Source organism: Clostridium fessum, from assembly GCF_027698965.1.
GTDB classification, from domain to species: Bacteria; Bacillota; Clostridia; order Lachnospirales; family Lachnospiraceae; genus Otoolea; species Otoolea fessa.
The window spans coordinates 40675-55582 of sequence record NZ_JAQEQF010000007.1 but is presented as its reverse complement, the minus strand read 5'-3'; the positions used below and the strand labels follow the sequence as shown (position 1 = coordinate 55582).

The 14908-nt window shown below is 42.7% G+C and carries 13 protein-coding genes and 1 pseudogene; 2 read left to right on the top strand and 12 right to left on the bottom strand.

Annotated features, from left to right (window positions below):
• Positions 1 to 129: 129 nt before the first annotated feature.
• The 11 genes and pseudogenes from PG862_RS10025 to PG862_RS09980 form a co-directional block, all read right to left on the bottom strand.
• Complete coding sequence (locus tag PG862_RS10025) at positions 130 to 1419, bottom strand: hypothetical protein (RefSeq protein ID WP_118443621.1); 1290 nt, start codon at positions 1417 to 1419, stop codon at positions 130 to 132.
• A gap of 111 nt (positions 1420 to 1530) precedes the next feature.
• The gene (locus tag PG862_RS10020) at positions 1531 to 2814 is read right to left on the bottom strand and encodes a tyrosine-type recombinase/integrase (protein ID WP_270707273.1); all 1284 of its coding nucleotides are present in this window, start codon (positions 2812 to 2814) and stop codon (positions 1531 to 1533) included.
• A 98-nt stretch (positions 2815 to 2912) separates the two neighbouring features.
• Positions 2913 to 3395, bottom strand: coding sequence for an ATP-binding protein (locus PG862_RS10015; RefSeq protein WP_270231806.1), 483 nt, complete (start codon positions 3393 to 3395; stop codon positions 2913 to 2915).
• A 120-nt stretch (positions 3396 to 3515) separates the two neighbouring features.
• Complete coding sequence (locus tag PG862_RS10010) at positions 3516 to 4103, bottom strand: AlbA family DNA-binding domain-containing protein (protein ID WP_270707359.1); 588 nt, start codon at positions 4101 to 4103, stop codon at positions 3516 to 3518.
• A 17-nt stretch (positions 4104 to 4120) separates the two neighbouring features.
• On the bottom strand, positions 4121 to 4291 hold the full coding sequence (locus tag PG862_RS10005; protein ID WP_270707271.1) for a hypothetical protein: 171 nt from the start codon (positions 4289 to 4291) through the stop codon (positions 4121 to 4123).
• Between the two features lie 138 nt (positions 4292 to 4429).
• On the bottom strand, positions 4430 to 5863 hold the full coding sequence (locus PG862_RS10000; protein ID WP_270707270.1) for a hypothetical protein: 1434 nt from the start codon (positions 5861 to 5863) through the stop codon (positions 4430 to 4432).
• A gap of 106 nt (positions 5864 to 5969) precedes the next feature.
• Positions 5970 to 6452: a hypothetical protein gene (locus PG862_RS09995; protein ID WP_270707269.1), complete on the bottom strand. Its 483-nt coding sequence runs from the start codon at positions 6450 to 6452 to the stop codon at positions 5970 to 5972.
• Complete coding sequence (locus tag PG862_RS14465) at positions 6400 to 6567, bottom strand: PDDEXK nuclease domain-containing protein (protein WP_456298769.1); 168 nt, start codon at positions 6565 to 6567, stop codon at positions 6400 to 6402. The genes PG862_RS09995 and PG862_RS14465 overlap by 53 nt, the downstream gene beginning before the upstream one ends.
• 132 nt (positions 6568 to 6699) lie before the next feature.
• A pseudogene (locus PG862_RS14460) lies at positions 6700 to 6939 on the bottom strand (DUF1016 N-terminal domain-containing protein); the annotation flags it as partial.
• 629 nt (positions 6940 to 7568) lie between these two features.
• On the bottom strand, positions 7569 to 7880 hold the full coding sequence (locus PG862_RS09985; RefSeq protein ID WP_270707268.1) for an IS200/IS605 family accessory protein TnpB-related protein: 312 nt from the start codon (positions 7878 to 7880) through the stop codon (positions 7569 to 7571).
• 229 nt (positions 7881 to 8109) lie between these two features.
• The gene (locus PG862_RS09980) at positions 8110 to 9009 is read right to left on the bottom strand and encodes a DMT family transporter (RefSeq protein ID WP_270707267.1); all 900 of its coding nucleotides are present in this window, start codon (positions 9007 to 9009) and stop codon (positions 8110 to 8112) included.
• A 333-nt stretch (positions 9010 to 9342) separates the two neighbouring features.
• Between PG862_RS09980 and PG862_RS09975 the strand changes: the two genes are divergently transcribed.
• Positions 9343 to 10218, top strand: coding sequence for a LysR family transcriptional regulator (locus PG862_RS09975; RefSeq protein ID WP_270707266.1), 876 nt, complete (start codon positions 9343 to 9345; stop codon positions 10216 to 10218).
• A 27-nt stretch (positions 10219 to 10245) separates the two neighbouring features.
• On the opposite strand, the gene PG862_RS09970 is transcribed toward PG862_RS09975, so the two are convergent.
• Positions 10246 to 13089 carry a TetM/TetW/TetO/TetS family tetracycline resistance ribosomal protection protein gene (locus PG862_RS09970; protein ID WP_270707264.1) on the bottom strand — a complete coding sequence of 948 codons (2844 nt, stop codon included), beginning with the start codon at positions 13087 to 13089 and terminating at the stop codon, positions 10246 to 10248.
• A 355-nt stretch (positions 13090 to 13444) separates the two neighbouring features.
• On the opposite strand from PG862_RS09970, the gene PG862_RS09965 reads away from it, so the two are divergent.
• Complete coding sequence (locus PG862_RS09965; protein ID WP_270707263.1) at positions 13445 to 14815, top strand: MATE family efflux transporter; 1371 nt, start codon at positions 13445 to 13447, stop codon at positions 14813 to 14815.
• Positions 14816 to 14908 lie beyond the last annotated feature (93 nt).

The following is a 14908-nucleotide window of genomic DNA, read 5'->3' as shown; positions in this document are numbered from 1 at the left end:
CATGATTATTTGAAAACTAAAAATCAAATTTATACTTATAATCTTCCTGTTCTATATATTCTTCAACTAATCTTTCCAAGCATCCCAAGATGCATTCTTCATCTATGTAAGATTTTTGCATATCCGCCCCTATATTCGAAAAAAATCACTATTTAAATCTTCACCTGAATATGAATTACTCCATATATGTTGATTTTTTTCATAGGCATCTTTCACCATTGCGAAAGTGCGAATATCTCTATATTCATATCGTTCCGTTAATTCATATAATAATATTCTCGATAAATTTGTAATATTATATACAACTTTATTATAAGAAAACAAAATCGGCTCGTACTCTGGCAAAATTTGTGCTGTATCCGTACCCAAAAATGCTTTCTGTAAAATCATAAGCATTACCAATAACTCTTTCTTATTATATTTTTTTAGTTCAGAATAATTGTGCATAGAAAACTGAGAGTATGTGTATTTTTGTGTACGCTTTAAAATTCTCACAATTCTCTTTAAAACATTTTCTGTGTTACACTTATACTCATCCCAAACCATATACGCAGCTAACACTTTATTATACACCCCTTTATGAACCTTAACATGTCTCTTTTGTTCCGTTACCAAATCCTTTATCGAAATTTGAAGATGTGGAAATATTGCTATATCAAGCATGTGTTTTTTCAAAAAACGTTTCTTGAAAATACCATATTTCTTAAATGTTGTTACAGAGTCAGCCAAACTTTCAAACTCTGACATATCCAGTTCCATAATTCCTTGATAAGCATTTATGGCTTTTTCCATTTTATAATCGATTTCCTTAATAATGGTTTTTAATTCGGCTTCTATGTATTCTTTACAACTTTCAGCTTCTACTCCGTTGAATTTCTCCGTTAAATACTTCTCTAATTTACTTTTTGCTTCATAGCTCTCACCAAACTTTTTATTATTAATTTCAGCCTTCAAAACTCTTCTAGCAGCCTTTGGAATTGTTTTCAAATAATCATCCGCTGTTTTTTTCACTTCTAGCTGAAATTCATTATCATAATATTCTATATAATAATCTCTTGCCAATTTAGCATAATCCGTATTTTCAAAGTATCTACAAAATGGAATTTCTGAATAAGTCTTACTAAATTCATTTATATGTTCTATTGCATTGTGCAACTCCTTTTCTCGTTCACAATAATAATCTTGCACATAAAAAAACAGTGCAACAAGCGCACTTCCTAATACGCCGGATGTAACAACCTCTATAAAAGATTGCATTTTCACAACGCTTATGTTGGTATAAATATGCAGTATTTCCTCAATTCTATTTCCTACACGAAACAATTCTTCTTCATCTGCAAAGTGAACATATGCTAATACCAAAAGCATAATAATACTTACACTTGTAGCTAATTCTATATTTCGCTTCTTTATCTTCATGTCATTCCCCACTTTCTCTCTTTCAGTCTTTTTATTATATCGTCACCCTCATCATTTTTCCATAGAAAAAACGCCCCAATAAACCCGGAGCGTTTCTACCGTATAGCAATACTACACTATTTTAAACATTTTCTGCGATACCGCTTTTGCATCGTTTTTCTTTTCAATCTCTGCCTGTGCTTTTCTGAATTCTTCCATTCGTTTCAGTTCTTCCTCTGCATCATCGAAATTGATATGCGTGTACACATTCATCGTAACACTAATATCCGAATGCCCCATGAGGTACTGCAGCGTCTTTGGATTCACTCCCGATTTTGCCATATTCGAGCAATAGGTGTGTCGGCATACATGAGGTGTAATGTTTGGCATCTGCACCCGGTAGATATCATTGTATCTGCCGACCATATGATTAAAGCGGTGTTGCCAATGCATTGCAACAAGTGGCATCCCATTATCATCGTAAAATAGGAATCCACTATATCCGTCTATAGATTTCTCCACTTTTGGCGCATTTCTACCCTCAATGATTGCCTGAAACATCTGTGCCACATCCTCTGTAATCGGCAATACTCTTGTTCCAGCATCCGTTTTTGTGGTTTCTATGATGTACCGCATATCCGATGTTCTCTGCAACTGGTGGTCAATATTTACAGTTCTGTTCTCAAGATCAATGTCCTTCAGCGTCAAGCCACAAAATTCCGATATTCGCATTCCCGTATGAAAGAGTATGTACACCACTTCATAGTATTTACAGTACACCACATCGTCATGCACAAACTTTAGGAACTTTCTCATCTGGTCTTTGGAAATTGCCTCTCTTGTAACTGCATCATTTACCAACACTCCGGCAAGCTGAAATCCGAATGGATTCTTTACCAGAATGTCATCATCCACTGCCATCTGAAAGGCTGGTCGCAGCACTCCCCGGATGGTATGAATGGAACTGTAGCTTTTCCCATCTTCCTGTTGCAATTTTATAAGAAACAGCTTTGCATCGGATGTTTTCACACTTCGTATCGTCTTTTTGCCAAATGCTTCCTTCGCAAGTAATCTCTGTACTGTAACATATCCCTGTTTCGTGCTTTGCCTTACTCCTGTCTTTGTTTTCAAATATCGGTCTACCAGTTCACAGACTGTCATCTGTCCGTCCACGATATTTACAAGCAAATCCAAATCTGTGTTTACCTGTTTTTCCAATTCACGAAGGAAGAGGCATGGCTTCTTGCCCTTTGGAAGTTTGTCCGTAGGCTCCAGTTTCCAACTGTATACAAAGTGTGGTTTTCCATCAATGTGATATGTCTTGTACTTTTCACTCTCAAAAAGCTCCTTTAATCCTTCCTCCAGCTTATCTGTGATTTCCTTTACTTTTTGTTTTTCTGTTCTTTCGTCTGCCATAATAAACCTCCATATTTTTATTTTTTTGCACGACAAAAGGCAACCCGCTATGGACTGCCTTTTGCATAATCACACTATTTAATTCATAATTCATCTACCTACAATACTTTCCAGTACCCTGCCCTTTTTGAACCGACCCTCTCTATATAACCATTGTCTCTTAAAAATGATATATTTTTTTCCACTGCTGTCTCACTCACACCTAATATGTTATGGAGTTCTGCAGTTGTAATGTTCGGGTTGTCCCTCATTTCTGAAATAATTTTTTGCCTTCTGGAATTTAATGGTTTCTTATCCCCAACCTTTTTCCCAACTTTATTCCCAACCTTATTTATTCTCTCAAACGGAATCGTTACAACGATTGAATTCTCTCTAAATGAAAATGCATCTTTCCCGTACATTTCCGTAATCTTAGGGACTCCTCGACCAGATTTCTCACTTATATGCAGTTGAAGAAATATCTCGGATAATTTTTCATTTACAGGTATTGATTCTCCTAAGAAAAATCCTTCCATGGTCTGTGCCGGAGCAAGTGTTCCCCTTGATAGTATCTCTATCCTGTCGGAAAATACCGAAATCATAGGTTCATTTCCTTCCACCCATTTATTGTGCAGGACGGCATTTATGACAGCCTCTCGAAATGCCTTGTTATCAAATAACGGAATCTCCTTTCGCTCAACGACCCTATCTGTCTCATCCGCCTAAATCAGGTTCAATACATCTCCATAACGCAACAACTCATCCAAACTGTATAATAAACAGTCATTTCCAAATTCACGTACAGAGAAAAGATTAGAGCCTTTTGTTTCTCCATCAAAAATAGATACACGAAGCGGAAAATGAGAATTATCCGACAGAAGCTGCGCTAATATATTAAACTCGCCTTCTTCTGTTTTTAGCCCCAGATTCTTAATAAACGTCTTTTGATTTAAAACAATACCTTTAGAACCGTAATATCCAAAGAGTTTTTGAAATGTAAGTTCCTGGTATTTTGCCGGTACTGTTTCTATCGTTTCGGTTCTTCCATCCAGTATTTTGAAAAGTTCAATTTCTCTCTTAGGGTAATCCTTAATATTGCATTTTGATGATCCTATTCTTAAAAACCTCTTTTCTTTAAATGCCGTAGGAATTTCAGTTGCCGACGGAATTACTAAAACTACAACTCTCTTTCCCAAAATTTCAGTTTCTTCAAATTTGAAATTGATACTCGGAGATAAGTTCCTTGCAAGATAATTCTGATACGGTTCCTTATTATAATCACAATACTGATTAAAAGTTGTTCCTACAATTTCATGAGTTACATCATTTACACCCCAAATGAAAAAGGCATTTTTTTATAATGAAATGCTGCTGCATTTGACAGGGCAGATACATATTCGCCTAACACTTCAGGCTGAAACCAGTTCTCCTTAAATTCAAACCATTCCTGTTCATCACTTAAGGGTGGAACATACAGCCGATGTAATAAATACCTCATAATTCTCCTTTCCGCTTCTGGACATCATGTCCAAAAGCAATAAAAAAAGGGCAGCTATAAATCTCTCGACTTATAACTGCCCTGACGCTGTAATTATAATTCTCTTCTAATTCATGTATGAATTCTCTTTCTTTTCAGTCATTCACAAATACTATAATACATTTCATTTGTAAGATATGTATTAAATTGCTGATAATAATTTTCGCTATTCAAAAGAAAATCGTCTATCATTTCTGGAATTAGATGTGCTTGATCAAATCTAATTCTCAATAATGGAATTCTGTTTTTATAGCAATACTCATTTTTTTCAATATCAGCTTGCCTTCTACTCAAATAACCTTTTTTACCTTTCCATCGGCTGATTGACTTAAAATGCTGTTCCCCATCAAATTCTATAAAAACTAATAGATTATTCCATTCAATAGAAAAATCATATCGCTTTCGTATTTCTCTAATATAATGTTGAAAACAAAATGATATATTTCTAGATTTCAAATATTGCCTAATAAACTCCTCTCCTGATGAACATTCTGCTTCTTTATTTGTTACCACATGAATGTTTGAAATAATATCATTGCTATCCCCATTTACAAATACAGGTTCTTTCCACTTTGTAACAATCTCTTTTCTGCCTTTCCCTATATGATATCGTTCCCAATGTGCTTTCCTAATATGAGGGCGTTTAGAACTCTGATTGTCACTTACACCAATAGCTCCTTGCAACATTTTCTTTTTCTTGAAACAGCGTATTTTTTCCCCATAACGACACCCAACATCCCATTTACGAACTTCTGAATACTTGTTTTTCAGAGAACCTGATGGCTTATATGTGTTTATAGTATCTGGGCTTTCGACAATATCAGGCTCTTTCGACGATAAATACATTAGAAACTGTAACAAAAATAATCTATAATTGCTCAAACCACCAATAAACCACTGCGTCTTAAAACTGTCAGAAGTATACATAAAATCTTTATGGAGATCATAATCAAAATAGCATATACCATTTTCATTGTTAAACATTTCTGGTTTTATCCAGAATGCATCTGCATACACAGTGGGTTCCTGTTCATATTCATTTAATGGTATATGCGAGTACCCTCTTTCTGTTGGAAGTGACGATATTCTTATTGCTCCTGTATCATAAACTTTTACTTGCACAAAAAAACCCTCGTATGTAAAAAGTTCATTTTTTGAAAAATCCAAATAGAAAGTGCTAAATGGTAAATGCCTAATCATTTCTGGATATACCCTCAATTTATTTGTTCCTAAAAGAGCTTGCGAAAAGTCATAATCTGGTTCATATACAACTTTATTATATTTCCATATTCCAATAAATCCAGCAACGGCAAAGCAGGCACTTACTGTATGCATACCGAAAAAATTGTTATTAAACATATTGAGTGTAAAGTAATATCTTTCTTTATTAGGACCTGAATAAAGGTCTGTTCCCCAATTAGTATCAGAAATCATCTCAAGCAATACTTCCGGTTCACAATCAGAATATTCTTTACTGCAATATAACTCCGTCAAATCACTGTAACGATTAACATATGCTAACGGCATATACATTAAAATCATCTCCTCCATCAATACATTTTTCTATTCTTTTTTTGTATGCCCAAATTATATAAAATGTTTACAATAATAGAAATTCTAACTATTAAATCATTCAGTTTCAATTAAGTGTTTTTTTTACCCTATCTTCTATCACTTTCTTCTGTTTTTCAGACATACCACGGTATGCCTGTAAATATTGGGTGTAATGCTTATCATATAATAAATCAGTTACATTTTTAGGTAATTCACTTTCATGTGGCTTTATAACCTTTCCTAAACGATATTGTTTCATCGTATCAGTTTTCCCCCACACTGTTGTAATAAAAATGAAATATGGCACTTGAACAATAGTAAAAGCAAATTTAAATGTATCCTCTTTATCAAATGTTTTAAAATCCATCATCACATTATCATGAACTCTAAAATCTATATTATGAAAGAATTTTAACTTTTTTGTTGGTATGATAAATTGTTGGATTTTCCGTATTTCACTCATATTTTCATTCTTAAGTATATCTCTCCATTTTTCAATAACCTCATCAATTTTTTCATTTTCGAGATTTGTAAATGTTGTTTCGTCCTTTTCTCTCGTAAAAATCATCACCGCCCACATTCAGGTGATACTGATTTCCCAAAAATGCAAATCCTGTTCCAAGCTCCAGAAGAAGCTTTTTGACATCCCGAACCAGTGCCTGCTCAATATCCCGTTCGAGCATATCTCCCCGGAAAGGAATAAAATCAAATATATATGGGTCTTTCATTGTCTGCACCGCAAGTTCACTTTGCGGAGACGGTAAGCGGTGATCAAAATTTGTAACTTTATCTGCCAGAACCTGTCTCTGATACAAGTTGCTTTCAATCTGATGGACAAGAACATTTCGAGACCAGCCGTTTTCCGCTGACTTTTTGATATACCATTTACGTTCATCCATATCAGCGACCTTATCCAGAAGAACTATATTGTGACCCCATGGAATTTGTGCAACAACCTGTTGCACAAATTCTCGGTCTGGATAAATCTCTGCGAATTTTGCCATATACTTCAAATTACGAACAGAATATCCTTTGCTTTCTGGAAAAGTTAAAACGAAATGTTTTGAGTTAAGATTGTTATAATTATTTTGGTGGAATTAATATGTGAATACACGCACAAATTCGGTCGTAAATTTTTACGATTGCTCGAATTTCATTCGTAAAAATGGGTGCACTTGTCTCTGTTGTATATTTTTTACTCGGATCATAAATCCTATCATACACGTAGTAAACGTAACGAGCATTCCCTTTGCTTCGAAATGTGATTTTGTCTTTCACTTCGGGTATATCAACAAGATAATCAAGATACATACATATCGCCCCTCTTTATTAGTAGTTTTTACGAGCGAACTACTCGGTAACTAAGTTACCAGAGCATCTGAAATCTGGCGGGATACCGCCTTTTTTCAGGGTGCGTCCATGACACCACTACTGCTTGCCTTTCGGCTATACAGCTACTTTTATTATTTCTGGATTCTTTAGTCCGGTTACGGACAGTTCTTTCTGTTTTCCGGATACGGAAAGATATTTACGCAGAATATTAAATGCTCCTACTGCATCCGCATTATATCTTACTCCATCCGTTATATACATGCCTCGCTCTTTTCTGTTTTGATGCTTCTGCATATCTTTTTGATATTTCTGGTGAAAACGGGCTGCACTGGCTAGTATAGCTTTCTTCCTACTATTTTGTCAGTGATATTCCATACAGTTTTAGTTTATATTCCAACATGATATAAAGTTTATTATACGGCAGTCCGTGAAACTTCTGGTTTGTCTTGTGCCCTATATCTTTTCCTTTACGGATATTTCGGATATCTCCTATGATTACACAGCTTATCCTTTCTTTTTTACAGTATTCTGCAAGCCATCTGGTCACCTTATGAAGGTAATCCTTTACTGCGTTCTGTTTTTTCCGATAAATCCTTTTGATGTGTTTCGATGATCGGGGATATTTTATGCCGTTTTCCACCTGCTGTGCATCAAAAAACCACATTAATCTATTACATAGTATATCATATTATCGGCAAAATATCAGCGACATTCAAGGCGAAGGCGATGCGCTTTTTGCCGTCGCAGGAAATACTGCTCCTGGATATAGAAAGCTGGACTCCATCGAATAGGACGTAGTTTCCTATGAAAAAAAGCGCCTCCAGACTCTCATCCAAAGGCACTTTTTCTTCCGGTCTTCTCGATCGCCGCAGAATGAGGGGGCATTCTGCGGATTATTTAGTTGTATGTAAGTTGTATGATACAGGCTTGACTGTGGTTTTCTTTTCCCTGCGAGCAAAATGAACCAGCAGTCCGCCCATAATCAGCAAGCATCCGAGCAGTTTGGAACTTGTCATCTGCTCATGGAGAACCAACGCGCCCAGAATGGAGGCACTCATCGGGTTGATTGCACACATCATGCCTGCCACCTCTGCGGTTGTCCCGCGCTGGGCAACCGGCTGGAGTGTGAATCCAAAACAGCTTCCTACGACTGCCAGCGTTCCGATCATTGCCCATTCTGCGCCAGTCTGTGGAAGTCTCGTATGCTCTGTGAGAAGCGACGCCAGAAGCGTCCACACTCCCATCGTCCCTACCTGGACGATTCCAAGTAAAAGCGGATCATATTTCTTTGAAAAATATCCTGTTGTGATAATTGCAGCCGCATAAAACAGCGCTGCCATCAGAAGATACAGGCTGCCTGGACGAAGCAGACCGCCACTCTTCCCAAGTGTCAGGAAGCCGATTCCTGTTAATGCCAGTACTACGCTGATAATCGTCCGTTTCTCCGGGAATTTCCGGAGCAGGATGCCCTCTAAAATCGGCACAAACGCAACCGCCGAGTTTTCAATAAAAGAGGTCGTCGCCGTATCCGTTTTCCGAAGCCCGAACATCTCCATCGTCATAACCAGCGTAAAAATACTTCCCATGATCGCTCCGCCGACAAATGTATTCCGGTCGATAGTCCGCAGCTTCTTGTGGAACAAGATGACTAAAATACTGACCGCCAGCAGAAACCGGACTGCCAATAAATTAAATGGCTGCAATGAATTCATCGCCATTTTGGAAAATATATACGAAGTACTTCTGGCGATAATAACCGCCGCAAGCAGCTGTTCGCTCTGTTTCCGGGTCATGTATGTTCCTCCTCTTACGCTCATAGACCTGCATTTTCTGCAAATGCAGTACCTTTTCTTGATACATGCATTATAAAGCACATTTATATTTGTGTACAGCGCACATTTTTCATTCTATCTTTGCATTTTAGTCAAAGATATTTTATACTCTATTTATATGATGATACCAGGGTCAAAAGGTCAGAAGTTCGACGCAAGAGAATTTTTGACCTTGGGACCCGCCAAAAACATGAGTAAGTAGCCATTTTTCAAAGAAAAGCAAACAAAATCATTCCTATCATTTTCGCCAGGCGATCTTTCATAGAATCATCCCACTTAACAGGAGGTACCCACATGGACACTGACAAATATAAAGCCCTGCTTTCCGCCATCGAAACCGGCAGCCTGAGTGCAGCGGCTGCCGAACTGGATTACACGCCATCCGGCATCAGCCGGGCGGTTGCCTCGCTGGAAGAATCGCTTGGTTTTTCGCTTCTGGTGCGAAAAAAAAGCGGCGTCCTTCCTACGGAAGAATGCCAGCTTCTGCTGCCTTTATTCCGGAATCTGATTCACACCCAGGAACAGATTGACCAGACTGCAGCGCGTATCTGCGGTCTGGAAACAGGTTCTGTGACGATTGGAACCGCTTACAGCCCATATTATCCGGTTCTCTCCCGCCGCATCATGGAGTTCCAGGCGCTCCATCCCGACATTTCCGTCCGCCTGATCGAGGGAACCAGCTCCCATCTGTGCAGCCTGCTTCAGGAACAGGCGCTTGATTTCTGTATCATCAGCCGCCGCGATGGGATCGATACCTTCATTCCACTCTGTGAGGACACAATCTGCATCTGGGTTCCGCAGTCACACCCGGCGGTTGAGATGGGCATTTATCCGCTTCAGGATCTTGCCAATGAAAATTATATTTCCATTCACCCCAACATGGAAACAGATAATTCCCGGCTTCTGGCAAAGCACCACATCACGCCCCATATCTGCGCCTCGACTTCCGATGTCCCGGCTGCATGGACGATGGTCGCCGCAGGAATGGGCGTTACCCTGATCAACCGCATTTTATCCCGACAATGGGATGGACCGGTTGTGACACTGCCGCTCGACACTTCCCCGTCCTTTGAGATCGGCATCGCCGCCCCCGTACGGGAAATGCAGTCGCCTGCGGCAGCAGAACTGATGAAATTTATGCAGAAGGATCTGATTCATGCCTTCGAGTAATCTATACGAACATCCGCTTTTTATACATTATTCGTCCTTCTTCACCTGCCGCAGCACCTCCTCCGGCACCGAATCCAGCAGATAATTTTTATGTCCGTTATGCGGTCGGTTGGTATGCTCACGTGTCTGATTCTTCACACGGTCTACCTCTTCCTCAAAATCCCGAGCCGAATACAGCCCGCAGCCCTGCCCACGGATGATGATCTGTTCCAGACGGTCGGAGGTCGCTACCATCACCGTATATTTCCGCCCATTTTCATGGGCAAATTTCTCGATGTACTGATCAGCTGTCTCCGCCTCTTTCGTAAAGACTACATGAATGTTGTGGTAATCCGTCACCTCCGTCCGGTGTCCCTGCACCCGGTAAGCATCGAACACCGCTATCACCTCGATACCGCGGCTTCCCTGATAATCGCATAGAATATCCAGCAGCTTACCACGGGCGCTGTCAATGTTGATCTTTGCCAGCTCATTTAACTCGTCCCAGGAGAAAATAATGTTGTAGCCATCTACCAGCAGATATTCCCGAACCGCTGATGCCATTTTTCCTTTGGAGCTGCCAGTTCTGCTGCCCTGTCTGCCACTTTCCGGCGCTTTCCCTGTATGCTCAAATTCCCCTGCATTTCCAGCCACGGATCCTCCTGATTTTCCCACATTTCCAAATGTCGAAGCTCCAGCTGTCCCGGCTTTCGAATCGCTCTTCTGTCTCACCGCTTCCTGTCTCCGCGCCGTCTCTCCATACACGCCCGCGCCGTACTGCTGCACTGGTCGTTTACTGGTTCCGCCCCAGCGGCGTTTTCCGCCGTCTTCCTTTTTATTGGCATGATAGGTGCGCGCCAGAATCGCATCGACCTCATCCGTTCCAATCCACATCTCCTCGACAGAACCTCCGCCCTGTCCGTCGGAGGAACGTGCGCCTGCTTCAATCGCCTCCATCCGCCGCTTTCCATTGGACGCACCCAGGCAGCTTTCCAGATGCATGTAATCTTTGACCTCGTCCCAGTTGACGACAAATCCGGCTCCGTGTGCACAGAAAACAGATCCGCTCGGGTTTGCCAAATCCGCATCCGGATCATACCCGGCTGCCGCAATGATTTCTTCTTCATTGTGGCACGGTCCGTAGCCATCGAGCGTGCAGATCATCTGTCCCAATCCGCCCGTGTACGCCGTCACCTCCGTCTGATATCCATCGAGTGCCGATACCGGGGCACGTCCGGTTAATATTGCCTGCCCGTCCTCCAGCGCCGGTCCCTCAAAGACGGCAAACCGCCGCTCCAGATCGGTCATTGCACGTCCCACCATCTTGTCCGGTATCGTCAGGTGAAAGGCATAAAATGGTTCCAACAGCACCGAATGCGCCTGCATCAGTCCCTGACGGACCGCCCGGTACACGGACTGTCGGAAATCGCCGCCTTCTGTATGTTTCACATGGGCGCGTCCCGATTTCAGCGTAATTTTCATATCCGTGATCGGCGCCCCAATCAGAACACCCCGGTGTACCTTTTCTTCCAGATGCGTCAGCACCAGCCGCTGCCAGTTTTTACTTAAAATATCTTCACTGCAATCGGTATCAAATACCAGCCCGCTGCCCGGTTCTCCCGGCTCCATAAGCAAATGTACCTCCGCATAATGGCGGAGCGGCTCAAAATGCCCGACACCCTCGACCGTATCGGTGATCGTTTCTTTATATACAATGCTGCGCCCGCCAAACCGGACATTTACCCCAAAACGCTCTGCAATCAGGCTTTTCAGAATCTCCATCTGGATCTCGCCCATGATCTGGGCGTGAATCTCTTTCTTTTCTTCCTCCCAGACAATATGAAGCTCCGGCTCTTCTTCCTCTAATTGAAGCAGTTTCGGCAGCATCGCCGCCGCATCCACATCCTCCGGAAGCTCGACGCGATACGTCAAAACCGGCTCCAGCACCGGTTCCGCGCCCATTTCACAGACTCCAAGCCCCTCGCCCGGTTTCGTATGCAAAAGTCCCGTTGCCGCACAAATCATACCCGCCGGTGCCTCGCTCACCGCCTCATACTTATCGCCTGAATACAGGCGGAGCTGATTTACCTTTTCCTCGCCGATCCGGTCTTTGACATGCAGCACGCCGCCCGTGATCTTCATATAAGTCAGGCGTTCGCCCTGGCTGTCGCGCACAATTTTAAATATTTTCGCCCCAAATTCGTCCGGATACACTGGTTCCAGCGTATATTCTTCCAAACCGCGCATAAATTCTTCCACGCCCGTATTTTTGAGCGCCGAACCAAAATAACACGGAAACAGATCCCGGCTGGCAATCCGGCTGCGGATCGCATCTTTAGACACCTGTCCCGTCTCCAGAAATTCCTCCAATTCCGCTTCGCCGCTGACTGCTGCCTCTTCATAGAAACTTTCCGTCCCGTCCGCACCAAAATCAACGAAGTTGCCGCCCAGCGACTCTTTTAGGTCGCGCAGGACCTCCTGTTCCCGTCCCGGCGCCAGATCCATTTTATTGATAAAAAGGAACGCTGGAATCTGGTAGCGCGCCAGCAGCCGCCACAGCGTCCTTGTATGCCCCTGCACGCCGTCTGAACCGCTGATGACCAGCACCGCATAGTCCAGCACCTGAAGCACCCGCTCCATTTCCGCTGAAAAATCCACATGTCCCGGCGTGTCCAAGAGCGTCACATCCATATCATCCCATGCAAGCCGCGCCTGCTTGGAAAAAATCGTGATTCCGCGCTTTTTCTCCAATTCATATGTGTCCAGGAACGCATCGCCCTTGTCCACCCGCCCCAGATGGCGGATCATGCCGCCCGCATAGAGCATCGCCTCTGATAATGTTGTCTTCCCCGCATCTACGTGCGCCAGGATTCCCACCGCCAGTCTCTTCATGTATGTTACCCTCATTTCCGTTCTATATGAAAAAGAATGTGCCTTGGCACATTCTCGCGCCGAGCGCGGTCGCTTGCGACATGTTTCTGCTTCGCGCGAGTGCGCATCCTCGCGAAGCGTTTTTTGTTTCATAGGACGTAATTTCCTATGAAATAAAAATCACTCTACCCGTTATGATACCATGTATGTCACTGATTGTAAAATACCGCGTGCTGACCAGCCCGCTTCTATATCACAAAAAAAGTGCCTCTATTTTTCTTTTTTTCGTGATTTTTCGGATTGCCAATTTTATGTATTTCTTATAAAATCTACTCTCAGAGTTTTATAATCGTTTTTTAGAAAGGATGGTTTTTCCATGAGCCGCTCTTCGCAACGCTCTACCATAAAAGATATGACAAACGGGAGCCCGGCAAAGCTGATTCTGGGCTTTGCGGTTCCGATGCTGATGGGACTTCTGTTCCAGCAGTTTTACAGCATGGTCGATACGATCATTGTTGGAAAATTTCTCGGTGTCGATGCACTGGCTTCGGTCGGTTCCACCTCCGCCATCAACTTTATGATTAACGGTTTCGTCATCGGCGTCTGCACCGGGTTTTCCATTCCGGTTGCACAGCGGTTCGGCGCACAGGATTACAAGGACATGCGCCGTTTCGTCGCTAATGCCGGATGGATCGCCTCCTGTTTTGCCGTGGTCATGACCGTGATCGTCTGCCTGATGACACGCCAGATTCTCGTCTGGATGCAGACGCCGGACAATATCATCGACGGCGCGTACAGCTACATTTTCTTTGTATTCGCCGGTATCCCGGCAACCTACCTGTACAATACGCTGGCGGGCATCATCCGTGCGCTCGGCGACTCCAAAACGCCGGTCTATTTTCTGATTTTATCCAGTCTTTTAAACATTGCACTGGATCTGCTTTTCATCGTACAGATCGGAACCGGCACCGCCGGAGCTGCCTATGCAACTGTTATCTCTCAGGCAGTATCCGGTATTCTCTGCCTGATCTATATGAAGAAAAAATTTGAAATCCTGCATATGCACCGTGAGGAAACGCGCATCAGCGGCAGACACATTTACATTCTCTGCAAAATGGGTGTGCCGATGGGACTCCAATACTCGATCACCGCGATCGGCTCGGTTGTCATCCAGACTGCCATCAACTCCCTAGGTTCCATCGCAGTTGCCTCCGTCACCGCAGGTCAGAAGATCGGCATGTTCTTCTGCTGCCCGTTTGACGCGCTGGGCGGCACGATGGCAACCTACGCCGGACAGAACGCCGGTGCCGGAAAGGTAGACCGCATCCGCCAGGGCGTCCGGTCCGCAACTCTCATCGGCGGCATCTACTCCATTGCGGCGTGTATCGTGCTGACCGTGTTTGGCGGCGTGATTCCGCTTCTCTTCGTCGATGCTTCGGAAACAGTTGTAATCCATCAGGCGCACCAGTTCCTGACCTTCAACTCCCTGTTCTACATACCTCTGACAATCGTCAATGTATGGCGTTTCACGATTCAGGGAATGGGCTACAGCCTGCTCGCCATCCTGGCAGGTGTCTGCGAAATGATCGCCCGCGCCATGGTCGGCTTCCTGCTGGTGCCGATCTTCGGCTACATCATCATCTGTTTCGCCTCGCCGCTCGCATGGCTCTTTGCAGATGCATTTTTGATTCCAGCATTTTTCTATTGCCAGAAACATTTGCTGGCTGAGAAAGCACGGATGGACTAAAACAAAATAAATAATACAACTCAAAAAAACTCCTCAGAAAGCTTTCATTTTGACCACTTTCTGAGGAAATTTTTGATTGCAGATTCTTATTTT

Excerpts from the sequence above, each read along its gene's own strand:
- PG862_RS10005 (WP_270707271.1), bottom strand. The coding sequence starts at position 4,291 with ATGAGGTATTTATTACATCGGCTGTATGTTCCACCCTTAAGTGATGAA.
- PG862_RS09975 (WP_270707266.1), top strand. The coding sequence starts at position 9,343 with ATGGACACTGACAAATATAAAGCCCTGCTTTCCGCCATCGAAACCGGC.
- PG862_RS10015 (WP_270231806.1), bottom strand. The coding sequence starts at position 3,395 with ATGATTTCGGTATTTTCCGACAGGATAGAGATACTATCAAGGGGAACA.
- PG862_RS09970 (WP_270707264.1), bottom strand. The coding sequence starts at position 13,089 with ATGAAGAGACTGGCGGTGGGAATCCTGGCGCACGTAGATGCGGGGAAG.
- PG862_RS14465 (WP_456298769.1), bottom strand. The coding sequence starts at position 6,567 with ATGCTCGAACGGGATATTGAGCAGGCACTGGTTCGGGATGTCAAAAAG.
- PG862_RS10025 (WP_118443621.1), bottom strand. The coding sequence starts at position 1,419 with ATGAAGATAAAGAAGCGAAATATAGAATTAGCTACAAGTGTAAGTATT.
- PG862_RS09965 (WP_270707263.1), top strand. The coding sequence starts at position 13,445 with ATGAGCCGCTCTTCGCAACGCTCTACCATAAAAGATATGACAAACGGG.
- PG862_RS09995 (WP_270707269.1), bottom strand. The coding sequence starts at position 6,452 with ATGATTTTTACGAGAGAAAAGGACGAAACAACATTTACAAATCTCGAA.
- PG862_RS09985 (WP_270707268.1), bottom strand. The coding sequence starts at position 7,880 with ATGTGGTTTTTTGATGCACAGCAGGTGGAAAACGGCATAAAATATCCC.
- PG862_RS10020 (WP_270707273.1), bottom strand. The coding sequence starts at position 2,814 with ATGGCAGACGAAAGAACAGAAAAACAAAAAGTAAAGGAAATCACAGAT.
- PG862_RS09980 (WP_270707267.1), bottom strand. The coding sequence starts at position 9,009 with ATGACCCGGAAACAGAGCGAACAGCTGCTTGCGGCGGTTATTATCGCC.
- PG862_RS10000 (WP_270707270.1), bottom strand. The coding sequence starts at position 5,863 with ATGTATATGCCGTTAGCATATGTTAATCGTTACAGTGATTTGACGGAG.